25 protein-coding genes are annotated in these 25,651 nt (G+C 57.1%); 12 read left to right on the top strand and 13 right to left on the bottom strand.

What is annotated here, in order from left to right; genetic code table 11:
• Positions 1 to 106: 106 nt before the first annotated feature.
• The gene (locus tag DSM14862_RS11985; protein ID WP_007117514.1) at positions 107 to 1,579 is read left to right on the top strand and encodes a DUF6538 domain-containing protein; all 1,473 of its coding nucleotides are present in this window, start codon (positions 107 to 109) and stop codon (positions 1,577 to 1,579) included.
• 405 nt (positions 1,580 to 1,984) lie between these two features.
• Here DSM14862_RS11985 and DSM14862_RS11980 read toward each other — a convergent pair whose 3' ends face one another.
• Complete coding sequence (locus tag DSM14862_RS11980; protein WP_007117513.1) at positions 1,985 to 3,436, bottom strand: hypothetical protein; 1,452 nt, start codon at positions 3,434 to 3,436, stop codon at positions 1,985 to 1,987.
• Between the two features lie 391 nt (positions 3,437 to 3,827).
• A complete protein-coding gene (locus DSM14862_RS11975) occupies positions 3,828 to 4,085 on the bottom strand; it encodes a hypothetical protein (RefSeq protein WP_007117512.1) in 258 nt (85 codons plus the stop codon).
• Between the two features lie 203 nt (positions 4,086 to 4,288).
• Here DSM14862_RS11975 and DSM14862_RS11970 point away from each other — a divergent pair, with 203 nt between their 5' ends.
• Complete coding sequence (locus tag DSM14862_RS11970; protein ID WP_007117511.1) at positions 4,289 to 4,840, top strand: recombinase family protein; 552 nt, start codon at positions 4,289 to 4,291, stop codon at positions 4,838 to 4,840.
• Positions 4,841 to 5,101: 261 nt separating this feature from the next.
• On the opposite strand, the gene DSM14862_RS11965 is transcribed toward DSM14862_RS11970, so the two are convergent.
• Together DSM14862_RS11965 and DSM14862_RS11960 are read right to left on the bottom strand one after the other, a co-directional pair.
• Positions 5,102 to 5,698: a peptidoglycan-binding domain-containing protein gene (locus tag DSM14862_RS11965; protein ID WP_007117510.1), complete on the bottom strand. Its 597-nt coding sequence runs from the start codon at positions 5,696 to 5,698 to the stop codon at positions 5,102 to 5,104.
• Positions 5,695 to 6,180, bottom strand: coding sequence for a YbjQ family protein (locus DSM14862_RS11960; protein WP_007117509.1), 486 nt, complete (start codon positions 6,178 to 6,180; stop codon positions 5,695 to 5,697). The genes DSM14862_RS11965 and DSM14862_RS11960 overlap by 4 nt, the downstream gene beginning before the upstream one ends.
• Positions 6,181 to 7,168: 988 nt before the next feature.
• On the opposite strand from DSM14862_RS11960, the gene DSM14862_RS11955 reads away from it, so the two are divergent.
• The 4 genes from DSM14862_RS11955 to DSM14862_RS11940 all read left to right on the top strand — a co-directional run bounded on the left by DSM14862_RS11955 (position 7,169) and on the right by DSM14862_RS11940 (position 10,267).
• Positions 7,169 to 7,522, top strand: coding sequence for a phasin family protein (locus DSM14862_RS11955; protein WP_007117508.1), 354 nt, complete (start codon positions 7,169 to 7,171; stop codon positions 7,520 to 7,522).
• A 44-nt stretch (positions 7,523 to 7,566) separates the two neighbouring features.
• Positions 7,567 to 7,980, top strand: coding sequence for a c-type cytochrome (locus tag DSM14862_RS11950; protein ID WP_007117507.1), 414 nt, complete (start codon positions 7,567 to 7,569; stop codon positions 7,978 to 7,980).
• Positions 7,981 to 8,114: 134 nt separating this feature from the next.
• On the top strand, positions 8,115 to 8,546 hold the full coding sequence (locus tag DSM14862_RS11945) for a hypothetical protein (protein WP_007117506.1): 432 nt from the start codon (positions 8,115 to 8,117) through the stop codon (positions 8,544 to 8,546).
• Between the two features lie 326 nt (positions 8,547 to 8,872).
• Positions 8,873 to 10,267, top strand: coding sequence for an MBL fold metallo-hydrolase (locus tag DSM14862_RS11940; RefSeq protein WP_007117505.1), 1,395 nt, complete (start codon positions 8,873 to 8,875; stop codon positions 10,265 to 10,267).
• Positions 10,268 to 10,286: 19 nt separating this feature from the next.
• Here the strand turns inward: DSM14862_RS11940 and DSM14862_RS11935 are convergent, their stop codons facing one another.
• The 9 genes from DSM14862_RS11935 to DSM14862_RS11890 all read right to left on the bottom strand — a co-directional run bounded on the left by DSM14862_RS11935 (position 10,287) and on the right by DSM14862_RS11890 (position 18,380).
• A complete protein-coding gene (locus DSM14862_RS11935) occupies positions 10,287 to 10,688 on the bottom strand; it encodes a CBS domain-containing protein (RefSeq protein WP_007117504.1) in 402 nt (133 codons plus the stop codon).
• A gap of 177 nt (positions 10,689 to 10,865) precedes the next feature.
• The gene (locus DSM14862_RS11925; protein WP_007117503.1) at positions 10,866 to 11,840 is read right to left on the bottom strand and encodes an FAD:protein FMN transferase; all 975 of its coding nucleotides are present in this window, start codon (positions 11,838 to 11,840) and stop codon (positions 10,866 to 10,868) included.
• Between the two features lie 3 nt (positions 11,841 to 11,843).
• Positions 11,844 to 13,067: an NADH:ubiquinone reductase (Na(+)-transporting) subunit F gene (gene nqrF / locus DSM14862_RS11920; RefSeq protein WP_007117502.1), complete on the bottom strand. Its 1,224-nt coding sequence runs from the start codon at positions 13,065 to 13,067 to the stop codon at positions 11,844 to 11,846.
• Positions 13,064 to 13,666, bottom strand: a complete 603-nt coding sequence (gene nqrE / locus DSM14862_RS11915) for an NADH:ubiquinone reductase (Na(+)-transporting) subunit E (protein ID WP_007117501.1) — start codon at positions 13,664 to 13,666, stop codon at positions 13,064 to 13,066. The genes nqrF and nqrE overlap by 4 nt, the downstream gene beginning before the upstream one ends.
• The gene (locus DSM14862_RS11910) at positions 13,663 to 14,325 is read right to left on the bottom strand and encodes an NADH:ubiquinone reductase (Na(+)-transporting) subunit D (protein WP_007117500.1); all 663 of its coding nucleotides are present in this window, start codon (positions 14,323 to 14,325) and stop codon (positions 13,663 to 13,665) included. Before DSM14862_RS11910 ends, nqrE begins: the two co-directional genes overlap by 4 nt.
• Positions 14,322 to 15,131 (bottom strand): NADH:ubiquinone reductase (Na(+)-transporting) subunit C, encoded by an 810-nt coding sequence (gene nqrC, locus DSM14862_RS11905; protein WP_007117499.1) that lies wholly within the window; start codon positions 15,129 to 15,131, stop codon positions 14,322 to 14,324. The genes DSM14862_RS11910 and nqrC overlap by 4 nt, the downstream gene beginning before the upstream one ends.
• Positions 15,124 to 15,930: an RnfABCDGE type electron transport complex subunit D gene (locus DSM14862_RS11900; RefSeq protein ID WP_007117498.1), complete on the bottom strand. Its 807-nt coding sequence runs from the start codon at positions 15,928 to 15,930 to the stop codon at positions 15,124 to 15,126. The genes nqrC and DSM14862_RS11900 overlap by 8 nt, the downstream gene beginning before the upstream one ends.
• Entirely contained in the window at positions 15,927 to 17,216 is a 1,290-nt protein-coding gene (locus DSM14862_RS11895; protein ID WP_040700186.1) for a hypothetical protein, read from the bottom strand. The genes DSM14862_RS11900 and DSM14862_RS11895 overlap by 4 nt, the downstream gene beginning before the upstream one ends.
• Positions 17,217 to 17,300: 84 nt before the next feature.
• Positions 17,301 to 18,380 carry a hypothetical protein gene (locus DSM14862_RS11890; RefSeq protein ID WP_007117496.1) on the bottom strand — a complete coding sequence of 360 codons (1,080 nt, stop codon included), beginning with the start codon at positions 18,378 to 18,380 and terminating at the stop codon, positions 17,301 to 17,303.
• A gap of 378 nt (positions 18,381 to 18,758) precedes the next feature.
• Between DSM14862_RS11890 and DSM14862_RS11885 the strand changes: the two genes are divergently transcribed.
• The 6 genes from DSM14862_RS11885 (at position 18,759) to DSM14862_RS11860 (ending at position 25,651) form a co-directional block, all read left to right on the top strand.
• Positions 18,759 to 19,706, top strand: a complete 948-nt coding sequence (locus tag DSM14862_RS11885; protein WP_007117495.1) for a DnaJ C-terminal domain-containing protein — start codon at positions 18,759 to 18,761, stop codon at positions 19,704 to 19,706.
• A complete protein-coding gene (locus tag DSM14862_RS11880) occupies positions 19,703 to 20,032 on the top strand; it encodes a chaperone modulator CbpM (protein WP_007117494.1) in 330 nt (109 codons plus the stop codon). Before DSM14862_RS11885 ends, DSM14862_RS11880 begins: the two co-directional genes overlap by 4 nt.
• A 105-nt stretch (positions 20,033 to 20,137) precedes the next feature.
• A complete protein-coding gene (locus DSM14862_RS11875; RefSeq protein ID WP_007117493.1) occupies positions 20,138 to 22,024 on the top strand; it encodes a heavy metal translocating P-type ATPase in 1,887 nt (628 codons plus the stop codon).
• On the top strand, positions 22,021 to 23,151 hold the full coding sequence (locus tag DSM14862_RS11870; RefSeq protein ID WP_007117492.1) for an ABC transporter permease: 1,131 nt from the start codon (positions 22,021 to 22,023) through the stop codon (positions 23,149 to 23,151). Before DSM14862_RS11875 ends, DSM14862_RS11870 begins: the two co-directional genes overlap by 4 nt.
• Positions 23,151 to 23,936, top strand: a complete 786-nt coding sequence (locus DSM14862_RS11865) for an ABC transporter ATP-binding protein (protein ID WP_040700538.1) — start codon at positions 23,151 to 23,153, stop codon at positions 23,934 to 23,936. The genes DSM14862_RS11870 and DSM14862_RS11865 overlap by 1 nt, the downstream gene beginning before the upstream one ends.
• Complete coding sequence (locus DSM14862_RS11860; protein WP_007117490.1) at positions 23,936 to 25,651, top strand: MlaD family protein; 1,716 nt, start codon at positions 23,936 to 23,938, stop codon at positions 25,649 to 25,651. Before DSM14862_RS11865 ends, DSM14862_RS11860 begins: the two co-directional genes overlap by 1 nt.

Below are 25,651 nucleotides of genomic sequence, written 5' to 3'. Positions count from 1 at the left end.
CAAAATCGGTACACACACGGTACACACCACCATCTTTGAGTAGTGAGAAGCGTAGTCTTCATCTCCCGTCCGTGTGGCCTTCTTTGCAAGGGAGATTCGCATAGGCATGGGTAGCAAGTACCTCAAGCGCAGCTCGATGGGTTGGTACTCCTACCGTCGCCGTGTGCCCTCCAGATTGAAGAATGTTATTGGCAAGTCAGAGTTCAAAGAATCTTTCGCTACCAAGGATGAGGCCCTAGCCCTCTGGAAGCTCGGCATCTTCAATCAAGAGGTGGAGAAGCAGCTTGCCACGGCCGAGAAGCAGGCAGCGCTAGGGAGAGACCTCACCCCCGCTGAGGTTCGGGAGGTGGCTTCCAGGTATCTTAAGCGTCTCGGTCTCCACCCAGACCAGCAACCCAGCCTAACGGCCAGCGCTACGGCTGAGGAACGGTCCCGATTTACTGATCAGCGGATAGATTGGAAGGACCGCTACGACAGGTTTCTGTCAGATTTCTATGTCAGCCAAGAGGTTGGCACCGACGCAAAGACATGGCGAACGATCTACAAGCCTGCGGACGCAACCGACGTGTTTCAGACCGCCTACCTCATTGCCTCGGGTGAAGTCGAAGCTCCTGTCAAGCCCACATGGGCAAGTGCATGCAACGATTACCTAGAGGTCAACAGGCAAGAGAAGCGTAGAAACCCCTATAAACAGAGGATCTTTGAAACCAAGGTCCGCGCCCTTTACCAGAAGTTTGCAAGCTTCTTAGGCGGGAAGGACACGCCGCTAGAGGACATTTCCCGGCAGCAAGCCCGAGCCTATCTGGACACCTACAGGCAAGGCAGCGAGCCCGCGAGCGAGGCGACTATAGGGCGCTATTCCTCCCAGTTTGGAGCAGTTTTCAACTTCGCCCGCCAAGAATACCAAAACGAAACGATAAAGAACCCGTTTGAGGGCCTTAGGAACATGTCGCGAGAACGGGACACCGCCAAAGATAGACGATCTTTCACCCCAAGTGAACTAGCCGCATATGAGAAAGCTCTTGTAGAGAAGTTTGCCGGGGGAAGTCCAATCGGCCTAATTGGATTAGTCATGCTCTACACGGGTTGCGCTACCTCTGAAGCAGCTGGTTTAGAGGTGGGGGATATTCGCCTTGAGTGTGAAGCTCCTCACCTGAGAATGCGGGCCAACAGTCACAGGAGGCTTGATAAGGGCCGGGTAGAGAGATCGGTCCCGGTAGCTGCCCCCCTCTTAAAGCATCTTAAAGCCTTAAAGCTAGCAAACCACGCAGACGAAGGTGCTTTCGGAAAATACTCAGATGCTTCATCGTACAGCAACGTCAGTGTTCAGTTAAACAACATCATACGAAACAAGCTCAAGATACCCGACCCCAGTCTTACCGCTTACTCTACCCGTCACACATTCAAAGATAGAGGAAGAGTGGCAAGGGTTGCGCCTGACGTGGTCGATTACCTGCAAGGCCACGTGACGAAGGCTTCTTCCGCTATCGCTCAGAGGTATGGCACGGGAGTTCCTCCGAGCATGTATGTCGAAGACCTGAACAAGATTTTAGCCACGAAAGCTTGGGGAGATAACTAAGTTCGCAATTTTCTGAAAGCTATTGAGAGCATCATCAAGGGGAAACGCTCGACGAGGGTCACCATAGAATGGAGTGGAGCCTGAGAAGCGCTGCAGAGGGTTGTTATAGAACTATAACCAGCTGAGATACTATAAAGGCCGTTTTAATACAGTTCTTGACATTTGAGTTGGGTCCCCAGCCCAATACTGAGGAGGGTCCTAGATCGCTGATTAAAGCTGTCCATATGGCATTGTAGAATGCTGCTTATGCGGGGATTGCATGAAAGCTTTGGAGGGGAGGCCTATTGGTAGGCCTCTCCACGTGCTTTGGTTGTGATGCCAGGAATGCCTAACTTCGACTGGCCCTCATAGCAGCAGTAAAGATGATGAGTGGGCGTGGCTCCTCAGGGATATACTTTTCTTCCTCTATACCCTTCCTTCCTTCCCTAATTGGTATTGTGTTAATCCCGCGAGGTGCTGATAATCTTGATCATCTATTACTAAGAAGTCATCCTCTTCTCCGGGGTGAACAATCATATCTTCCTCGAAGTAATGCTTGAAATGCTCTGGATAGCTAGCCTTATAAATTCGATAAGTTCCGTCTGCGTAGGTAACATCAAGAGCAGGTATTGATCCTAGATATTGGACCAAAATATCCTTAAGGGCCTCGAGAACCCGGCCTTCGTCCGAAGCCTTGCATATCAAACAGTCATGAACTGGGTAGGTAGGAATATCTTTTAGGGCAAGCTGGAGGGTTGTCGCGGTCATGATGTTGCTTTCGATATTCATAAGCTGGAACACATTAAGACTACGTTTCCTCAAGAATGGGTAAGTGTCGTAAATTTGGGCATATAGGCTTTTGGCGGTGACTTTCTTAGGGACATTGAATTTCTGTTTGACTGTTCGCGTTTGGATTCTGCCATCGGAGCCTCTGTATTTTTCGCCTTTCGGAAAGGTGGTCGGTTTACCGTCTACAGACAGAAGCTTTGATACTACCAGCTTCATAAGGTTGCGCACTTCCGTAAACCTGTCTGTTCCCAAATGCTCCTGAACATAAGGAATTACTGCATAAGGATCATCTGGCAGTCGTGTTTTCTGTTTCGCGGCAATGATAGCTAGGTAGCAAGATTTAAGGTCGATTTCGCAGACAGGTTCTCGGTCAATGGTCATAGTCAGTCGCTCACTCTCCGAATAGTTCTGGTAGCTACCGTAGCTTCGTCCGCCTTGCTCTAGATCGGAGTTATTGAAAATTCGGGTGATTGTGCTGAAGGTAGCCCCGTTAGGGTGGGTCAATGGATGCGCTGCCATACAGGCCCGAATTTTCCTCATTTCAGTTTGTAGTTTGGCGATCTGCTCTTGATCGAAGCGCTTAAGACTAAGTTTGTGTCCGCCGGTCTGCTTGCCGCTCCGTCGAACCTTTTGACTGCGCACCTGAACGACAGGGCTTAGGCCGTGGGGTTTGAACCGAGTTAAATGGCCAAAGTCTGGAACTCGTATTTCGTATACCGCACAGAGTTTGTCCTTCTTCGAAGAGAGTTGAAGTTTCTTTAGGTACCGACCCTCGAGGGCCTTTTTGAGCCGTCTTACTATTTCGCCACCATAGGGGCCTCCGGAAAACTCAGCATTCGCGCTTGGCCAAATTACCCGCCCCTCGATGCTTGCCGTGTAAGCCATGCAGAAATCGGATAAGGCTCTAATATACTTTATTTTGGATGTAGGGCGGTCAGGAAAGATGCCGATTTCTCCTAGCCAGAATGCTAGAGCTTCGGTCGTGGTCGGGTCAGCTGGTTCATAATCACAGTATATTTGGCTGGTCGCCTCAATCAAGGCACCGTACTGGGCGGAGTAGGTTTTATAAGTTCGGTTGAGGTCTTTCAAATTTCTTCCTTTCAAGATTTAAAACGCAAAAAGCTCCCCTGGGGGAGTAGTCCTTTAAAAGGAGGCGATTTACGCGGACTTAATGAGTATTATGGCCGGACACGTCTATCTGCGCCGTAAAACGGCTTGGCATCGGACTTTGATAAAATAGGTGTTGTTGAGAATAGATCAACCACAAAGGCATGATTATTTTTCCCTTGTGTTACAGGCTTTCCTGCATTTGGTGCCTGTGCTCGAGTCTGCACCTATATATATTGCTTATTCGCCATGGGTTATGCATCGAATTCAATCAGCAAGTCGATGGTAGGTTTAGCATTTCTTGCTTTGGAATTTTCCTCGGATTGCCTGGCAGGTTTCGCCTCTGACGGCTACTTTTATATCGCGAGGGCCATCAGGCTGCAGAGGTACTCTTGGCGATAGACATTGAAATATCGGTTAAAACTCCGATGATCACGGAGGAAACAAAGCATGAGATGCCCGAAGCGATTATGATGAGATTGTCATCAACGAACCCTGCAAACACAACAATGATGCCGCCAAGCATTCCGATTGCTGCTATGAGCTGCGCAAGCTTAGTATAAATCAGGCCTTTTACGTTCTGGTCGCCGTCTTGTGGGTCGTGGGGTGGTTTGTCAGGCATGAAGGCCATAGTGAAACTCCTTGTGCATTTGGAAACTTACCCACACATGCTGAAACAAGGCAACCAGAACTCCCCATACTAGTAACATAGGGTGTACCTCAGTATTGCTGTTACCGCGTTACTACTTTAAGGGTACCATTAGGGTCATTTATCTTGCAGATGTTACCAGAATCGCTGTAGTCTAGACTCAAATGTTACCTTAGGAGGCCATTATGTCGATTATCGGATACAAGCGTGTTTCTAGCGAAGGCCAGAATCTAGACCGCCAAGACCTAGGGCAGGTTGATAAGACCTTTGAGGAGAAGCTGTCCGGTAAGAGCGCCAAGGAAAGGCCCGCACTCCAAGCGATGATCGACTACGCTCGCGAAGGTGATGCTGTAGTGGTGTATTCCATTGATCGCCTCGCACGTGACCTCAGAGACCTTCAGGACATCATACAGACCCTCAACGACAAGGGTGTAGCTATCAGCTTCCTCAGCGAGCGCCTGACCTTCTCAGCTGACGCAGATGATGCCTTTGCTAAGCTACAGCTTCAAATGATGGGAGCGTTTGCTGAATTTGAGCGTAACATCATTCGCAAGCGTCAGGCTGAGGGTATTGCTAAAGCTAAGGCGAAGGGCGTCTACAAGGGTACCAAGAAGCGCATTAACCGTGAGAAGGTCTATCAACTGAAGGCTGAGGGACGAAGCACTTACAAGATTGCTGAAGAGATGGGCATTAGCCGGATGTCAGTCCACAGGATACTCAACACTGAAACCGCGTAGGTTCGTTCGGCGTAGCTATAAGGATGCGCCACCAAAAAACTTGGGGCCCCCAAGGAAAATGGCGCTTCGGGTTTGATCTATGTTGGTTGCGACACTTAAGCCCGATTTCAAAAAAACTTAAGCGCATGCTTCGCTGTTCCGGATTGTCTTAAATAAACCTGACTGCGCATTTGACAAACATGAAAATGAAAAATCTAGGATGCACTGCAGCGCCCCTCTTTGGTATTAACAATTCTGCTCGCTAACCGCAGTGTTGTATGGCTATTGCCGTGAGGTTTGCTTAGGAAAGGAAAATAGGCAGACAAATTCGGCAACGCTGGTCTCAGCATCATCAATATGCATTAACCAGAACCCTAGAGACTTAAAGTTGGTGCCATAAAACTTAGTGAAACCTGCATACCCACCATATGCATTTTTACCATTGACCTCCCCACAAATTAAATCATCTGTTCCATTTACAGTTTTGTAAACATTTCTGATCTCAGCACTTGACGGATCACGGAGATTCTCAGAAACAGTCGTCCTAATTTGGTTAAGTTGATCTTCTGAGGTTACTTCCTCCCTCGCTTGAATAGACTTTTCAATCATGAACTCCATTACGCCGTCAACATGATCTGGAGCGCCATACTTATCCGAAAAAGCTGCTAAAGCACGTCTTGTCGCTGGACCTAGCTTACCATCGGGTTCTCCCGCTTCAAAGCCGTGTTGGTTTAGTGCATTTTGAATGAAAAGTATCGACACCCGATCTAGTGCAAAAGCCGGTTGAGAAGCTGTTGCCAAGATCAATAAAAATGCACAGCTTCGAAAACTCTTTGCCGCTATGAGCTGTGTTTTCTTAAGTATATTACGTGCCTTCATAATGTAGCTTCCTTACTTTCAAATATCACAGCGGTGCCAGACGCTACCAGTAACACCATATTACCCGCTCCGCTGAGCTCTACGTAATCTAAATCTACCCCTACAACAGCATTTGCCCCGACTTTGTGAGCCTCCTTCTTAAGCTCATATAGGGCAGTGCGCCTGCTATCTCTCAATGTTTTCTGAACTGCCTCAGAACGCCCGCCTACAATGTCTCTAATGCTAGCAAACAGATCTTTGAACATATTCATCCCAAAGGCACACTCAGCCGTTACAATTTCAATGCGGTCTGTAATGTTCAGGTTGGGGGCTGTCTCTGTAGTTAGAAGTACGGCTTCTATCTGTTCGTTCAGGGCTTGCTTTGTTTGAGCTTTTTCTTTGCCGCCCAACCTAGTTTTGTTGCAGGACTTGCAAAGTGTCCCGCCGGGGCCGTAGGTGCTGAACGCTCCCAAGTTGGTTCCACACTCTGCACACTTAGCCATCAAACGCTCCTCTTCTGTACAAGCTGACATGACTATGGGGAGCGGGCAAGTGCTGCTCCGGAGCTATTCCATGCTGCTACATCTTGCCATTGTTGTCCCGCTAAGCAGGGTGATCTCACAAGAGGCTGTTTGTACTAGTAAACTTGGGCCCTAAGGATTGCAGGTTCCTAGAGAGTTTTTAGATGATGGTGCCAGGAAGTTTCAGGGCTTCAGCATTTTGCTTTCGAATGTTGCAGTCCAGAGAACATCTGCCAAATACGGTACACAAAAAACGAAAAATCCGGTACACAAGAAATGGGACTTTTCGACTAAGTATATGTTCTATATGCATCTATTATAGTCCTGTATCCCTACCGCCGGAGCCAATTTCCCCTAAGTGGTTGATTTTATTCGCAGGGCCCCGACCTGAGTCGGAGCCACCCGTGGACGTGCACAAACTGGTGCACAGATGCGTGCCCATACTGGTCCACAGTCCCGATTCCTGGATCAGCTGTCATGACGTCGACGTCCCTCATTTTGAACAGATCACATCCACGTAGTTTGCTGATGCGCTCGATCAAAAATAGATAGGCTGCGCAGTCCATATTGGACTTCGGAGGGACGCCCTAAGGGGGTGTCAGCAAATAGACTTTCAGTCTGACCTCAGATTAATGAAAATCAAATCGATGGTCCGCTAATAGGATATGCTTCTTTGTCACGGGTCGTGGGAAGGGCCTTTGGCGGCCAAGCTTGAAAGTCAAGCCAGCGGATTTGACCCAATCCGCAGCGCAGCGCGGCGCTACGGCCTTTGGCCGCCGGTCGAGGTACTGTGCATCACTGCCCGGTATCACCGTCGTACCCGACATTGAGCACCGCAATTTTACAGACCTTACCCTCCGCCAGAATGATCTAGATCAATGCGGTCGGTTGAACGTGGGTTAAGCTATGGTTGGTCGCTGAGCAGTTTCGGAGCAGCAGAATCGCCGCGCAGATAAGGGGGGTATGTACGATGAAAGTAAACGATAAGGCGTCCACGATTGCCAACATTGACCTTCCCGCGATCACCGTCGCCATGATGGCGACGAACCCGGTCGCCTCTAAGGGCTGGCTCGACATCATTTCCGAGAGCACGCGCTTCGTGAACGATCGGCTGCAAGAGAATATGAACGCTCAAAGCGCCATGCTCGCCTGCAAAAGCCCTGGCGAATTGTTGCAGGTCCAAGCGGAGTTCTACGAGATAGCCTTGGCCCAATATGCGGAAGAATTCACCCGTCTTTACAAGATGATCTCGACTACAACGATCAACACAGCCGGCGATGCGCGAACTGGTCATGCCCGTCGCTATGACGATATTCCGCTTTAAGCATGGCTCACCCACAATTGGACGTCAGTAAAAGCAGGTCACATATGAAACACTTTCTCGCATTGCTCCCGCTTCTCCTCATTGGGACAACTGTGGAGGCCCAAAGCGCTGGGGAAGCTCTTTTTATGGAGAACTGTGTGGCTTGCCACGGCACCGCGGGGCGGGGGGATGGCCCTTTAGCGGCGGGGTTGGCCACGAAACCCGCAAACCTGACCGAGATCGCCGCGCGTCGCGATGGGGTTTGGCCGATGCTTGAAATCATGTCGGTCATCGATGGCTATTCTCGAAATACTCTCCCGCGCGAAGATATGCCTGTTTTCGAGAATCTTTTGGATAACGAGATGGTCGAATTTGATACCGGGAATGGCGCAAATACTTTGGTGCCAGCAAAATTGATCAACATCGTCGAATTTCTGTTAAGCTTACAAGATCCAGCGTCCACCAGCTACGTTCCTTGAACGGTGTTTGATGAGCGACGGGTTCGAGACTGCCACGACCGAAGCCGCAGTTGCGCCCTCAGTTTGATGCATATCAATGCAACGCCGGGGGTTCGTGCGGCAATATTTCATTTAGCTTTAACGGGAGGATCACGATGAAACGCCTTGCAGTAATACTTGTCGCCATAACCGCAGCCTCACAGGCCTTTTCCCAAGGCATGACGACTTATTCTGTCGATGACAGCTTTGAAGATGTCACGTTTGCTGTCGAAAGCGCGATAGTCGACCGTGGGCTCGTTGTCGATTATGTCAGCCATGTAGGGGACATGCTCGCCCGAACGGGTGCGGACGTGGGAAGTGACGTCAAGCTTTTCGACGCAGCAGATGTGTTTATTTTCTGCTCAGCTGTGACCTCCCGTAAGGTGATGGAGGCTGACCCCATGAACATCGGCTATTGCCCCTATGGGATATTCGTTGCCGATCAGGGCGACGAGGTGATCGTCGGTTTCCGCAATTACCCCGAAGGCGCCATGCAGGAAGTCCAAACCCTATTGGACGGTATCGTCAAAGACGCCATTGGGAATTGATTTACGCGAAAGGAGGTCAGTCGAACTTGCCGATATGGGCAGCGCATGCAGACGCCAATCAATGGCACTGAAACTCAGCAGTTTCAGTTTAAGCGGTCCTTCCCCGGCCAACCTCATTTTCAGTCTCGGTTAGGTTCGGATCAATGATCTCGGTGCGCTTTAAGAGGAGATTGGATGTCTCGGTCCTTGTGATGCTGCGACAGCCAGAGAGAGAATTCGTCCTAACCCTCGCTGGGCTACGCAATCTTTCGAAGAAAGAAAGCCAGTAGGGCGGAATGCGACGCCTCGCTCGAACCATTACGGACCTGCAATGAGGATTTGACCGAATGAAACTTTCTTTTCACGGAGCGGCGCAAAACGTCACCGGATCCTGTCATCTTTTGCAGTGTGCCGGTCTGCGTATCTTGATCGATTGCGGCATGTTTCAGGGCCGACAGCATACGGATGAGGAAAACGCAGGGGCTTTTGGTTTTGAGCCTTCCGAGATTGATGTCCTTCTTCTGACCCACGCGCATCTGGACCACTGCGGACGCATCCCGCTGTTGGTGAAACGCGGGTTTAAGGGCGAAATTATCTGCACCGCGCCGACCCGCGATTTGGCCGAATTGATCATGATGGATTCCGCCAAGATTCAGGAAGAGGACGCAGCCCGTGCCACCCGACAGCGACGGCGGCAGGGAAAATCCCCGATCACACCTTTATACACCATTCCAGATGTCCTCGCCGCGCTGAAGCGCTTTGGCCGCGTCTTGGCCTATGAGGAGCCGTTCAAGATCAGCAAAGGTGTCGATGCCCGCTTTATCAATGCGGGTCATATCCTGGGTGCTGCATCTGTTGTTATTGACGCGGTGGATGAGGGGAAGAGCCGGCGCATCGTTTTCTCAGGCGACATCGGCAATCGCGGGCATCAGCTTCTCCCTGATCCGACACCGCCGCCGACGGCTGATTACGTTGTGGTCGAAAGCACTTATGGCGACCGTCAGCACCGCCCGCTTGACGGCTCGATCAAGGAGCTTCTTGAAGCCGTGCGCGAAACCCTCTCGCGGGGGGGCAATGTGATCATCCCCACATTCGCTTTGGAACGCACGCAAGAGGTTCTATTTTATCTGGCGAAGGGCATCGACGAAGATGTGTTTGCTGCGAACACGCCTGTCTTTCTCGACAGTCCGATGGCGATTTCCGCGACCGAAATATTTCGCGCCCATCCTGAGGGGTTTCGCGACCACCTTCGCCGCGGGATGAGCAGGGGGGCCGATCCCTTTGTGCTCCCCGGTTTGCGCCTCACCCGCGACGTTGTCGATTCCATATTGATCAACAGGGTCAGGGGGGGCGCCATCATCATGGCAGGATCAGGCATGTGTACCGGGGGCAGGGTGCGACACCACATGAAGCAGAATATCTGGCGCAAAGAATGCAGCATTGTATTTGTCGGCTTCGCCGCGCTTGGCACCTTGGCGCGTGACATCATCGACGGGGCCAAGTCCGTTCGCCTTCAAGGTAAGGACATGCCCGTCAATGCCAAGATCTACACAATTAATGGTTTCTCAGCGCATGCGGATCAACAGGAACTGCTGGATTGGCTAGGGACGACCGGCAAGCCTCGGATGACCTTTCTGGTGCATGGTGAAAGAGACGGCGGTATGGAAGGTCTGCGGCAGGAATTGGAAAGCAAAGGGCTTCCAGTGCGCTGCCCAGAACTGCATGAGGTTGTTGATATTTGAGTCGTTGCACAGCCCGTGTTCAGGCGGACCAGTTGTCCAGCAACGCACGCAGAATATCAGCACGGCTGATCTGTCCAACAAGGTTACCACCACGAAGCACAGGAAACCGGCGATAGTCGCTGTGCAGGAACCACTCGGCAGCGGTTACGAGATCAAGGTCCGCATCCAAAGTCTCGGGATGTGCGCTCATGTAGGCTGCGACCTGACCGCCCCATTCTTGATAGTAGGCCCCATTCAACGCGGCGCGCAGGCAATCCTTTTTTGACAGCACCCCGACGAGCCGACCTTCGTTATCAACGACGGGCGCGCCGGAGAGTCGTTTTTCCAGCATTGCATTCATGGCATGCAGGATTTCGAATTCCGGTCTGAACAGGACCAAATCAACGGCCATGTAATCGGCGATACAAGGTCGCTCGGTCATGTCTGATCTCCTTTGGCGCCGTGTTTGGGGCAGGCGGCGCAGTCTGCGCCCGGAATGCAGGACAACCCGCCGCATGAGCCTTTGATCGGCGCACGGCCGAAGAGGGCTCCGAGCCCAAGCCCGGCAAAGGCGCATAAGAACAATCCGAATGTGATTAAGAATGCCATCATCGCTGTCTTACCCCCAGATGATCCAGTCCGCGAACCGGCCTGTTATGTCTTGACGCAGTCGCGGCCCGTCGCGCGACAGGAACAGGGCATCGAGCCCGGCGGCCTGTGCAAAGGCCGGTCCCTGTTCCGACCCCATCGCGAAAAGCGCAGTGGCCAGCGCATCCGCCGTTATGGCCCGCGCCGCAAAGACCGAAACCGACGCCAGCGCCGTGTCCGAGGGCGCCAACAGCTGCGGATTGATGATGTGGTTATAGCGGTGCCCGGCGAGGGCGTAGCTGTTTATCAAATCGCCCGAGGTTGCCAGCGCTTCATTTGTCAGCCCCACCACGCATTGCGGTGCCACCTGTCCGGGCAGGGGGCGTTCGACCGCCGCACGCCAGACAGTGCCATCAGGCTTCAACCCGCGTGCCGCAACTTCGCCGCCTAGTTCCAGAAAGAACCTACGAAGCCCGAGTGTCTCTAAAGCGGCGACACACCGGTCGAGCGCGTGGCCCTTGGCAATGCCGCACAGGTCTAACGTTTGCCGTGGATGGGCCTTTCGCGCGCCACCGGCCCCCACCGTGAGGTCACGAAACGCGCCTTCCGGCCCCGCCGTGATCGGGCCGAAACCATATCGGCCCACTAGACCGCCAAGGGTCGGATCAAAAGCGCCTTGGGTTTGGTCGGCAATACGCTGTGCCTCGGCGATGGTTGTGAGGGTCTGGAACGAAAGCGGCTGCCAGTCCAAGGTCTCTGCACGGTTGAACACTGAAATCTCAGACCCCGCTCGAAAGGGTGACATCGCCGCGTCAACTGATGCGATGACGCCAGTGATCACCCGGACAACAGCGGCTGCGTCGGCTCCGCTTCCCACCCGCACCCGCCAACCTGCGCCAAAGGCCGGACCTTCGATCTGCAACAGGTCAGACCCCGCCGCCGGAAGCGCCGTTGCGACAAGCATGGCGCCGCTGCCCCCCAGAAAACCACGTCGAGAGAACCGCATCACCTATCCTCCAAAATCATCGTTAAAAATATGGTCCGGGCCGACCCCCAAATCATCAAGCATGGCGCGGACCGCCTTGATCATCATCGGCGGCCCGCAAAGGTAATACTCGCAGTCATGGGGCGCCGGATGGGCCGCCAACGCTGTGCGCAGGGCAACTTCATGAATAAATCCGGTTTCGCCTTGCCAGTTGTCCTCTGGCGCGGGATCGGAAAGGGCGACGGTCCAGCGAAAGTTGGGGTATTTCGCCTGAAGCCTCTCGAACTCTTTGTCATAGAACAAGTCCACGCGGCTGCGCGCGCCGTACCAATAGCTCATTTTCCGACCTGTGTTCCTGCGCTCCAGTTGGTCCGAGATGATCGCGCGCAACGGCGCCATTCCGACACCCCCGCCGATAAAGACCATCTCACGCTCGGTGGTCCGCGCCGCAAAGCTGCTGAAGGGGCCGGTGACGCTGACCGGATCACCCTTACGCAGACCAAAAAGCCACGACGACACCACACCCGGAGGGGCGTCCGGGTTCTGTGGCGGCGGCAGTGCCAGCCGGACCAAAAGAACGATCCGCCCCGCATCAGCCAATGCATTGTTCGCAATGGAATAGGCGCGCGACACGCTGCTCTTGGACTGCGCCCGCAGTGCATCAAGGCCTTGCTGATCCCAAGCGCTGCGATGCGCGGGGGCGATGTCATAGTCCGCAAAAGTCAGATCATATGTCGGTGCCTCGATCTGCACAAAGGCACCCGGCTCAAATGTGAACGCCGTGTCGCTGGACGGGGCCAGCACGATCTCGCGAATGATGGGGGCGATTGTGCGGGTTGAGACGACTGTGCATTCCCACGTCTGCGCGGTCAGCAAGCTTTCGGGCAGGGTCACGCTGATGTTGCTGCGCAGCGTCGTCTGGCAAGCCAAGCGCAGCCCGGAGGCAAGTTCAACCCGCGAGAGCAGCGCGGCCTCAGTCGGCAGAGCCGGGCTGCGGTTTTCGCCGATGACCATCCGGCACTGCCCGCAGGTGCCCGCTCCACCACAGGCCGAGGGCACCGAAATCCCGCTGTCTGACAAGGCTGTCAGCAGCCGGTCTCCGGCCCGCGCTGTGATGTCCTGCCGTTCATTGATCCGCACGGTCACCGGGCCTGTGGGCAGCAGAACAGACCGCGCCAGCAGGATGACGCTGCACAGCACCAATACGATGACGACGAAGACCACACTGCCGAGAACCACCTCGCTCATGGCAGACCCACCCCGACAAAGGCCGAGAACCCCATCGACATCAGGCCCGTGACGATAAAGGAAATACCGAGACCGCGCAGCCCCTCTGGGATATCAGCATAGCGCAGCCTTTCCCGGATCGCCGCGAACCCAACAATGGCCAGTGCCCAGCCGATACCACTGCCCAAGCCATAGACAACGCTTTCAGGCAGGCTGTAGCGGCGATCCACCATGAACAGGCTGCCGCCCAAAACGGCACAATTCACCGTAATCAGGGGTAAAAATATGCCAAGGCTCCGGTGCAGAAGCGGCACGAAACGCTCTAGGGTCATTTCCAGGATTTGGACAATGGCGGCGATGACACCAATGAAGCAGATCAGCTTTAGATAGCTCAGATCAACTGTCGGCAAACCAGCCCAGCCCCAAGCGCCCTCAATCAAAAGCCCGTTGTAGATCAGGTGGTTGACCGGAACTGTAAGCCCCTGAACCACGATCATCGCGAGGCCAAGGCCAAGCGCCGTGTCAATCCGTTTGGACACCGCGAGAAAGGTGCAAATTCCCAGAAAGAACGACAGCGCGAGGTTCTCTTGAAACACCGATCTCAGGAACAGCTCACTCATGACCGATCCCCGCGTGGATCTGTGCGGAGGGGAAACTCGTCTGGCTCCACCAGCGCCGGGCGGACAGTCCGGATGGCCCAGATCAGAAGCCCGATGATAAAAAACGCACTGGGGGCCAGCAGCATCAGGCCGAGCGGTTGAAACCAGCCCCCCTCCGAGGCCAGCGGCGCGATCTGGGCCCCGAACAGCGTGCCGGCCCCCAATACTTCGCGGATCGCGGCAACGATCATCAACACAAGGCCGTATCCAAGGCCATTGCCGACCCCATCCAGTATGCTGGGCCAAACCGGGTTGCGCATTGCAAATGTCTCGGCCCGGGCAAGGACGATGCAATTTGTCACGATCAACCCGACAAAGACCGACAGTCGCTCGCTCATCTCAAAGGCATAGGCGCGCAAGAACTGATCGGCGATGATCACGAGGGAGGCGATGATGGTGATCTGGACAACAAGGCGGATCGATCCGGGCAGATGAAAGCGGATCAGGCTGATCGCCGCACTCGCCGTGGTCAGCACCGCCGTCAGCGCAAGGCTCATGGTCAGGGCCGTCGCCATCGAGGTGGTCACGGCGAGCGCCGAACAAATCCCCAAGATCTGTAGGGTGATCGGATTGTTGTCGATCAGCGGCGCGGTCAGAAGCTGCAGGTTTTTTGTGGTCATAGCCCCTCTCCTGACCGAAGGCGGGCGAGGAAGGGGCCAAACCCATCGGGGCCAAGCCAAAACCGAACCAGCCGGGCGACCCCGGTGGCGGACCGCGTGGCCCCGGAAATCCCGTCGACCTCCGCAGGCCCGGTGGATTTGCCGCGCACAACCGTGATCACGACTTCCCCAGAGGGGTCTACCGCCTGCCGATCTGACCATAGCGCCTGCCATGCCGGATCGGTAATCCGCGACCCCAGACCCGGCGTTTCGCCTTGTTCATAGATGCTCAGGCCCGCGATAGTGTTTAGATCGGCGGAAAGGGCCAGATAGGCGCGGATCGTCGATTGGTAGCCGGTTCCGTAAACCGGCAGGACCACCAAAGCGAGCCCCTCATCGCCGCGCAACACAAAGACGGGGGCGTAATGCGGGCGGCGGCCAATCCCGGCCATGTCCTGTTCTGCGGTCAGGGCAACTGTTTGGACGGGGTCAGTCTGCGCCGCAAGGAAATCGTAGCGGTCCGGATCAATGCCAGTGGCGACTGTTCCCTCAGCCAGATCCACGATGGCAGTCTCCAAAGTCTCGGCCCCAGTGGCGCGCAGGATGTTGGCAAGGCCCGGAAGTGTCGCGATCATCGTCGCCAGTTTTGCCTCGCGCAGGGCTGCGACATTTGCCTCCTGTCGCGGTTTCAGGGCCACGGAGGTGACAGAAACCGCCGTTGCTGACACGAGGGCGACTAGGAATGCGATGCCTAGCGTCTTGGTTCGGCTGTCGTTCGGCAGCGCAAGGAAGCGGGCCCACAGGGCGATTGGCGATAAGTTAGACATTGCGTAACCGCCGCGCGCGTCGCCGGATGTTGGCCCAGATCACGCCCTGATCGATTAGCGGGGCAAAGATGGCCGCGAGCAATGCCGCAAAGACCACGGACGACAGGATGTCGCCGCCTGCATGCGCCAGCAGTACGAGCAAGCCCCCCGCGAGAAAACCATAGAGCCAGCGCCCGGCATTGGTGCAGGCCGCAGCGACCGGATCACCGATGAGAAATACCAGCCCGAGGATCAAGGTGGCACTCGGCCACGAAGGCCAGATCGTCGGCACTGGCCATTGGGATGCACAGGCGGCCACCGCCACGGAAAACCCGATGACAAGCCGCCAAGACAGTATTCCTGCAATCACCAAGAGCACCCCTCCGGCTAGAGCCGCGAGCGCGCTCGCCGTGTCAGTGGGTTGCGCTGCGTCAACGGGGAAGGAAAACAGCAGGAAGGCTAAGCTGACGGCGGCAGGGCTCAGGAACCCCCGACCGCGACCGCCAAAGATCAGCTCCCCCATGACCAGTCCAAAAGACAGGGCCACCCCCTGTTGCCAGAGCAGCACCGTGGCGGGTACCAGAGTTACAAAGATCATCGCGGTCACGATGCCGCCCCACTCCGGGGGGCGCTTTCGAAGCTTCGCAAAAGCCAGATGCCACAGAGCCGCCAGAACCAGCGCCAAGGCCAGAGCCGCCAGCCGGGCAAAGCCGTGGGCCACGATGCTCGCCGTTAGGGGGGCGAGGATCGCCAACAAGGTGACAAGCGTCAGGCGATTTCCATCCCAAGGACGCGAGAGGAAGGGCGGCGGCGGGGTCATGCGGCGCGCTCTTGGTGTAGGGTGTCGAGAACACCCCGCAAAAGCTGCCCGTAATCGGTGCCCGAGGGGCAGCGCCACGTCAGCAAGGCCAAGTCCTCTTCCAGAAGTTCGAGGCCTCCCAGACGCTCCACCGTTTCGATGTCGCCCACCGCAAGCGCCCGCATCAGCGGTACGGGCAAAAGATCAAAGGGGAAAAGTCGTTCAAAAGCTTCGGACGGCTGGGTTGCCCCCGGGACGGCAAGCGGCAGCCTGCCAATCATGCGCCACAGTGCAGTGCGTGTATGCTTTGGCGTGGCGTTTCTGTCGAAAACCGTCACCTGCAAATCATGACGGCTGAGAAACCGGGCCTCTGTGCCAGTCAGACTGAAGCCCGAGACCAACCGTTGTACGCGGAGGGTTTCATCGGTTCGCGGCTCTCCTAGCAGATCAATCAGCTCCGCCCCCAATGGCGCGCGGACCAAGGCGGGTCTTTCGACGCCGGGTCCGGCCACTGAAATGGTCCGGGTTGTGGTCGCTTCTCCAGAGGACAGCAGTGTGCCGATCGCCGCGACATCCTGATAACCGATCTGCCATACAGACCTTTGGTCCGAAACCGGCCAGAGATGGTGAATATGAGTGCCCGGCAGCCCGGAAGGATGCGGTCCGGAAAACCGTACGACTTGTAGTGTTTCGCTCGGATCTATCAACGAGGGGCCGGGGGCTTGGCAGACAAAGACCGGGTCATCGGTCAGACGCGACAACGCCTGAGCTCCGCGCCGAAAGCTGTCCAACAGCGGCCTCAGCACATGAGTCGGGTCCGGCGCGAGCGGATTGCTGTCGGTCGCGGTTATAAAGATTGCGGAAGGGCGATCCGCTGGATCAGGGATGCGGCCAAAAGGACGGGTCCGAAAGCCCAGCCAAGCGCCGCTCTTCAAAAGCAAATTGCGCAGTGCGCCATCGTTCTGCGCCGCGGCGCCCACGTCAAACCGAAGCCCTTCGTCACCCTCGACATTTACCACAATTGCTTCGATCCGGCGCCGCGCGCCTTGGCGTATCTGATGCACCCGTCCAGATACACTGGCAACAAATCCGATCTCCGGCCGGTGACGATCAACACAGAGAAGCTGACCGCGCCGAACCCGGTCACCTTCACGGACACGCAGGTCAAAAATCACACCTGGATAGTCCCGCGCCATCACGCCGACCTTGCGCACGGTTCGCGCAATCACCGGCGTATCACCGGGTGAGGGGCCCAGATTTATGGTTTTACCTTTGCGTAGCCTGAACTCCACAAGCGTCCTTTCCATTTTTCGGCACCGGAACGGCGACAGCTCTGGCCGGAAGCGGCGCGTAGGGGATGCAAGACGGCTCGGCCCTCGCAGCCCGCCCGGCTATGGACGCACCAACCCGGTTAAATCCACGGCGGCGGCCGTGCCGAGGTCTGTCAGGCTGTCGAACAGCAACTGGATTGAGTAATGCGGGTTATGCGCAAAAGCGCCGGGATCCTTGCTGACAAACTGGTAATTATAGGCCGCTCTGAGTAGGCGTGGTGTCCAGCTTTGATAACGGTTCGGATAAATGGCTTCGCCCGCATCAAGGGCTCCGTTGGCGTTGAGATCATTAAAGAAATACGGATAGGCTGTGCCTGAATATACGATCGCCGTGCCGCTGGTCTGCGCCGCATATGTCATCAGCGCTGCCTTCAGACGCCCGTGCAGATCGTCTATGACCGTCGCGATGCCAGAGGTGGTGTCACCCCGACCTAGTATGTCCATCGGCGTGGTGCGAATGGCGCGGAAATCCGTTGCCCCCTGATGGCAGGTATTGCAGGTGTCAAAGACAACCTTCGTGGCATGAGGGTCATGACAATTGACGCAGGTGTCGAACCCTTCAACATGCTCAAAGACGCCCTTGTAGCTTTGTCCGGGGTATTGATACCCACCTTGGGCAACGCTGCCGAGCTGGGTTGCAGCGGCAGCCGCGTAATGAATGTTAATGAAGGTGATCTTGTCGGAAACGGTATCGTCGGCAAGGCCATCCAAGGCCGCGTCTACCGTGCCGCTATAGGCCCGCCCCTGATGGCAAACTGTGCAAATGGCCGCATCGCCGGTCATTGTGACGACCTGACCGCTGGGGAAAACCACATCCTGCAGGGCTTCTGCTGCTGGATTATGGCAGGCCGCGCATTCAACGGTCGTGCCGGTGGACACCGGGCGGTCGATCACCCCTGCAACGTCACCCGGATTTGCCAGATAATCGATCACTCCAGTCGTCGAATGACAGACGGCGCAGTCTCCGGGAATTTCGCCCTCCGCATCCCAATGTCGGAAGGCCTCGGTCTCGGCATTCGCATGCGGGGATGTCAGCCAAGCGCGCAGAATTTCTTCGGCAGTGGACACGGTCTGGGCTATCGCTGGTGCGGCGACCAAGGCCATGACACCAATTGCCAATACGGATGTGCCAACCTTCATCGAGCCGATCCTTTTGCTGGGACATGATCACGGAGTCACACTCCAGCAATGACGGATCGGGCAGATCGCGCATTGATCTGTATCAATTTCCGCGACCCCCTAGGCGCGCCTCGCACCATCCAAGGCAACACAAATCTGGCGACGGCAGAGGCCTGCGCGAGCCCGCCGCAAAGAAAAATGGCGCGGGTTCAGATGATGTGCCAAGGTGAGACGCGCATACTTCGTCACAGATCGCGCAGTTCTGACTGACCGGTTAGCCGTTCCGCATATCTTGATCTGAATCAATGACAGTCGCTGTTGCGCTATGGGATTGTGTGGTCAATCGACGGGACGCTGATTGGTCAAGGTCCGCTTGAAGCGAATAGAAGGCCCCAATGAATGAGCACTGACCCCTATAAGGTTCTTGGCCTGACGAAAGCGGCGACTGCCGCCGACATCAAAAAGGCCTATCGAAAGTTGGCCCGCAGCAGCCATCCGGACCTGCACCCCGATGACAAGTCAGCGGTTGCGCGGTTCAAGGCGGCTTCTGCTGCTTATGATCTGTTGAAGGATCCCGAAACCCGCGCCCGCTTTAATGCCGGTGAAATCGACGCGCAGGGGGCAGAGCGTCCGCCGCGGCAGTATTATCGCGACTATGCCCAAGCCCCGGATAATGCCTACCAGCAGCGTCGAGGCGCCGGACAAAACAGCGACTACAGCGACATCTTTGCCGATATCCTTCGCAAACGTGCGGCCGAGGGCGGCGGCTTCGACTTTGGCAGCAGGGGCCGCAGCATGGCTGGCGCCGACATCAACTACAGTCTCACGGTGCCCTTTTTGGATGCGGTGCGCGGCTCCGAAACTGCCATCACCTTGGCTGATGGGGCAAGCCTTTCGGTCAAGATCCCGCCCGGTACGCAGGATAGTCAGACCCTGCGTTTGCGCGGAAAGGGCGCGCCCGGCGCAGGCGGTGGCCCGTCGGGCGATGCGCTGATCACTGTGACGGTGCAGGCCCATCCAGAATTCCGCCGCGAGGGCGATGACATTTTGTCGACGCTCGCGTTGCCCTTTGAAGACGCGATTTTGGGGGCGAAGGTCACCGTGCCGACCATTCATGGCCCTGTCGGTATGACGATCCCGGCAGGGGCGAGTTCTGGTCGGGTGTTGCGCCTGCGCGGGCGGGGGGTGAAGCGCAAAGGGTCACAATCGGCTGGCGATCAGCGGGTTGAGATCAAAGTCTCAGTGCCAAAAGCGCCGGACCCGGACCTGCGCGCCTTTCTGACCGAATGGCGCGAGAAACGGGCCGCAGAGGCCCGCTCCAGCGCGCAGAAAGGAACCGCAGCATGACCAACCGGTATTCCGAAGACGAGGTCATCATGACGGTCACGCGGCTGACCCGAGCCCAGCTTGACCGCTATATCGACGCCCAACTGGTGCGGCCGCTGCGGGCAGAAGAGGGGGTATTCTTCTCTAAGGTTGATATCGCGCGGTTGGAACTGGTTTGCGATCTGTCCGAAGATCTTGACCTAGATGAGATCGCCGTTGGCATCGTGCTGTCGCTCATTGATCAATTGCATGAGGCCCGCCGCGATCTGACCCAGCTGGCCGATGTGATCGAGACCCTGCCCAAAGATTTGCGCCGCCGCATTGATACCGCACTGCGGCAGAGTTGAGTTGGGCAGGATGGCAAGGCATTCCGCTCGTTCCCTCTGCTTACGCCGGTCCATCCGCCTTCTGAACTGCCCGTGCGACTTGGCTCTTTGGTCGGGGGAGGTTGCATGACGGGCTTGGCACAGGACCCCCTTAAAGTCACTTTGTTGGCTGTCGCCGTCGCTGGGCTTGCTGGCGGTCTTGGCCTTTGGGCCACCGGCCACGCCGACCTTGCGGCTTGGGTCTGGACGATGGGGGTCGCGCCGGTCCTCGTGGCACTTTGCATTGAGATCCTGCGCAGCCTCGCCACGGGCGATGTCGGACTGGACATCGTCGCGGCGCTTTCGATGGCGGCGGCGTTGCTGGTGGGCGAGACACTGGCCGCAGCGGTGGTCGCGCTGATGTATTCGGGAGGCACCTTCTTGGAAAGCTTTGCCGAAGGTCGCGCCCGCCGTGAAATGCGCGACTTGCTGTCACGGGTGCCGCGCAGCGCAACGCGGCAGCGGGCGGGGAAGCTGGAGGAGGTCTCGCTTGACGCCATTGACCTCGGTGATCTTTTGCTTATCCGGCAAGGCGAGGTGGCGCCGGTCGATGGTATAGTTGAATCACCTCAGGCGCTGTTGGATCAATCGGCTTTGACCGGTGAAACACTGCCCCTACGCCTGTCCCGAGGGATGGCGGTGATGAGCGGGGCCACGAATGCCGGCGAAGCCTTTGAGTTGCGCGCCACGGCCCGGGCCGCAGACAGTACTTATGCCGGGATTGTGCGGCTGGTCGAGGCCGCGCAGCGCGCCAAGGCGCCGATGGCGCGGCTGGCAGATCGCTATGCGCTGGCCTTCTTAGGAATTACGGTGGCCTTGGCTGGCGCGGCATGGTGGGCGACCGGCGACCCGATCCGCGCCGTGGCGGTGCTGGTCGTTGCCACGCCGTGCCCTCTGATCCTTGCGGTGCCGGTGGTTCTGGTCGCGGGGCTGTCGCGGGCGGCGCGCTTTGGGGTGCTGATCAAGGGCGGCAAACCGTTAGAAGCGATGGCGCGTATCCGAACGCTGATCGTAGACAAAACGGGCACCCTTACAGAGGGCCAACCGCAGATCCGTTCCGTAGTGACTACGAGCGCGCTAGATGCAGAACAAATCCTCTATTTTGCAGCGTCCCTTGAACAGGCGTCCCAGCATCCGGTGGCACGCGCAGTGGTGGCCGATGCCCATGCCCGTGGGCAAACGCTGAGCCTGCCCCGACAGGTTGTCGAAACGCCAGGCGACGGCGTGGCCGGGCAGGTGGACGGACATGAGGTGCGGGTTGGCGGCACAGCCTATGTCGCGGCCTACACAGGTTCCTACGTGGCAGAGGTGCAAGCACCGGGTGCGCTCCTGGTCGCCATGGCGGTGGACGGAAAGGATGTCGGATATTTAGTCATGGCCGATATGCTACGACCCGGCACAGCAGAGTTGCTAAAGGGTCTGCGCGAAAATGGCCTCGCCCGGATTGTGTTGGCAACCGGCGACCGTCGCGCAGTGGCTGAGGCAGTTACTGAGGGGCTGGGGCTCGACGCCCTGCAGACGGATCTGACCCCAGAGCAGAAGGTGCAGCTGGTTCTCGATGAGCGACGGGCCGGACCGGTGATGATGGTGGGTGATGGCGTTAATGATGCTCCGGCATTGGCGGCGGCAGATGTGGGCGTCGCCATGGGGGCGCGCGGAGCGGCAGCCTCGGCTGAGGCGGCGGATGTGGTGCTGCTGGTCGATGACCTGAGACGCCTGTTGCCGGGGATGATTATCGCGCGAGGCGCGCGCAAGATTGCACTGGAAAGCCTCGTTGTCGGGATCGGCCTGTCTATTGCAGGCATGATCGCGGCGGCCTTTGGCTACCTAACCCCGGTGCAGGGCGCGCTCTTGCAAGAGGTCATCGATGTTGCAGTGATCTTAAACGCCCTGCGCGCGCTGCGCATTGACCCTGGCCAAATACAAAGCGGGACTGCAGGCGAACTGCCGCACGCCGCAGGGCAACCTGCATGAGCGCCCCTGCCATTCCAGAAACGCAGGCCATTGCGCTGACCCGCTCGGGGTCCAGACTGAGCATCTGCGGCGATCTCGATATTGGCAAGGTCGCGTGTTTGGACCGCGATTGGCTGCATTCTGAGATGCATGGGGCCTCGGTAATCGATATCGCGGGGCTGGCCCGGATAGATACCGCAGGGGCTTGGGTGTTGATTGATCTGCAGGCCCACGCAACGGTGCCGGGTGGCGCAGCTCTTGAAGGCGCAACGCAGGCGCAGGCCCAACTGATCGAGACCGTCCGGCGCAGCATGCTGTCTGACGCCGTGGCGGCGCCACCGACGAAGTCAGTGGGCGACCGTCTCGAAATTCTCGGACGGACTGTTGTGTTGGGGGCGCATAAGACCGTCGCGCTGATTTCCTTTTTGGGTCAGGTCGTTGCTACCATGGGCGGGATCTTGGCGCACCCAAGCCGGCTACGCCTTACGTCTTTGGTGCACCATTGTCAGGAAGTCGGCCTGAACGCCGTCCCTATTGTGGCGTTAATGTCTTTTTTGATCGGCGTGGTTCTGGCGTTTCAGGGGGCGGCGCAGTTGCGGCAGTTTGGGGCCGAAGTCTTTGTCGTCGACCTCATCGCCATCTCCGTGTTGCGCGAACTGGGCATTTTGCTGACGGCGATCATCGTTGCAGGCCGGTCCGGCTCTGCCTTCACCGCAGCTATCGGCTCGATGAAGATGCGCGAGGAGGTGGACGCCATGCGCACCATCGGGCTCGATCCGGTGACAATCCTCGTGGTGCCACGGGTGCTTGCGCTCATGCTGATGCTGCCCGCTTTAGGGTTTATCGCGGATATATCAGGACTTTTGGGGGGCGCGATCATGTCATGGATCGACTTAGGCGTTTCGCCCGCCGTTTTCCAAATGCGACTTACCAGCAACACAGATGTCTGGCACTTCGGCGTCGGCATGATCAAGGCGCCGTTCTTTGCTTTGATCATTGGCATCATCGGCTGTTTCGAAGGGCTGAAGGTCGGCGGCGATGCCGAGTCTCTCGGCCGGCTCACCTCTACATCGGTCGTGCTGTCTATATTTATGGTGATCGTCGCGGATGCGATGTTCTCGATCTTTTTTGCTATCGTGGGGGTATGATGGGCAATCCTGCAGACGCACATATCATCCGGGTGCAGGGTCTTATGACCCGATTTGGCACCCATACCGTGCATGATGGGCTGGACCTTGACGTGCGCCGGGGCGAGATTATTGGCGTGGTCGGCGGCTCTGGTACCGGCAAATCTGTGCTGCTGCGGGCCATCGTCGGCTTGCTGAAACCCGCGGCAGGGCAGATCGAGGTATTTGGCGAAAGCGTGCGGGACACGCCCGAGGCCGCCTACCGTCGCCTGCGCCGTCGTTGGGGCGTCATGTTTCAGGATGGCGCGCTGTTTTCCTCGCTGACCGTGCAGCAGAACGTTGAAGCACCGATGCGCGAGCAATCGCAACTTGCTCCGGAGCTGCGGGAGACCCTAGCCGGGATCAAAGTTCGGATGGTGGGCCTGCCGGAGACCGCTTTGGCCAAATATCCCGCCGAGCTTTCTGGGGGCATGCGCAGGCGGGCCGGGTTTGCGCGGGCCATTGCGCTGGACCCTGAGATCGTCTTTCTGGACGAACCAACAGCCGGGCTCGACCCGATTGGGGCCGCGGCTTTCGATATTCTCATCAAGCAGTTGCAGGCCGCTCTTGGCCTGACGGTTTTCCTTGTTACCCATGATTTGGACAGCCTCTATGCGATTTGCGACCGTGTCGCGGTGCTGGCGGACGGGCGTGTGCTGGCGGTGGGCAGCGTGGCAGATATGGATGCGGTAGATCATCCTTGGGTGCAGGAGTATTTTCACGGCCCGCGCGCCCGTGCCGCACAGGCCACGGCGGGGGGGAGCTAATGGAAACCCGGGCCAATTTCATCCTGATCGGCGCCTTCACACTTGCCATCATTATCGGCACGCTGGGGTTCTTCATCTGGCTCTCAAGTGTCCAAATCGACCGCCAATATGCCACCTATGGGATCCTTTTCGATGACGTGTCAGGGCTGGACCCGTCCGGTAACGTTCTTTTTAACGGCATCTCGGTCGGCAAGGTGACCGGGATAAATATCCACGAGGACGACGCGTCCAAAGTCTTTGTTACGATAGAGATTGATAGCAGCACGCCAGTGCGTGCGAACACGGTCGCGCAGGTACAGTCTCAGGGCGTCACAGGGGTCGCGTATATCTCGCTTTCTGGTGGAACGCCGGGGGCGGCACCATTGGAGGCCGAACAAGACGGTCTGCCGATGATCCCCTCCGAACGATCAACGGTTCAGTTGCTGGTCGAAGATGCGCCCGATCTTATGGTGCAGGCCAATGATCTGATGGCACAACTTCAGGCACTGCTGGGGCCGGAAAACCAGACGCGCGTCGCCGGTATTTTGCAGAACCTCGAGAGTTCTTCCGGGCGGCTTGATCAGGCGCTCACGGATTTCTCTGAGATCAGTGGTACGGTTAATGAAGCGACCGCGCAAATTTCTTTATTTACTGACAAGTTGGACAGTATCACCGGCTCAGCGCAGGCTACGCTCGGCCGCGCAGATGCGGCGCTTGCCTCGGCGCAGAGTGCTTTCGAGACAGCGGAGTCCAGCATGGCCGCAACCGACTCTGCGATCCGTAATGTGGAGGGCACCTTTGATGCGGCGCAGGTCCTGTTACGGAATACGCTGCCGCCGTTGTTGGAAGACCTATCACATACCATCGGACGCGCCGATGATGCCATCGCGGACTTGCAACAGCGCGGGGGGGCCACACTTGATGGTGTCGCCGAAACATCAGGCCTTTTGAATGCTCGGCTGTCTGATCTGGGGCAGACCCTGGATGAGGCCGACCGTGCTTTCGTAAGCGTAACGAGCGCTGCTGACAGTTTTGACATGTTGGTCAGCGGGGAGGGGGCGCAGATGGTCACAGAGGCCCGCACGGTCTTGGGCACAGCAAATGTAGCTCTAGAAACGCTGGAGGGTCTGGTGCAGTCAGATATTCCTGCCGTTGTGACCGATATCCGCCGCGCCGTGGCAACGGCAGCGGAGGCGGTGGAGCAGGTCGCGGTGGATGTAACCGGAGCAACAACGCGCTTCGTTCCGATCACTGCGCAAGCTGAGGCGGCGCTGGGCTCGGCAAATGCTCTGTTTGAGCGGGCGCAGCTTAGCCTAAGCCGGCTTGACACCACATTGGCGGGAACGGACGGAGCCTTGGCCTCAGCCGAAACGGCGCTTGACGCGGTCAGTGGGGTGATCCAGACCGACTTCGCCCCCGTCTTAATGGATTTGCGCACTGCCTCAGAGCGGATCAGCATCGCTGTTGAGGACGTGACGCGCGATGTACCCGCCATCGCAGCAGACCTGCGCGGACTGATTGCGCGCGCCGATACCGTGGTGGCAAGCGCCCAATCGGCCATTGATGCCACGGCTCCGGGCCTGGGTAATTTCGCCCGCACCGGACTTCCCGAATTGACCCGTCTAAGTGCTGAAGCGCGCGGGTTGGTCGCCACCCTGAACAACCTCGTGCGTCGTATCGACAGCGACCCGGCGCGGTTCTTGCTCGACAAACGTGTTCCTGATTACCGGAGATGA

The sequence above is a fragment of the Sulfitobacter indolifex genome, assembly GCF_022788655.1.
Classification (GTDB): Bacteria; Pseudomonadota; Alphaproteobacteria; order Rhodobacterales; family Rhodobacteraceae; genus Sulfitobacter; species Sulfitobacter indolifex.
Note: the sequence above shows the minus strand (reverse complement) of the source record. Positions and strands in the feature narration are given on the sequence as shown.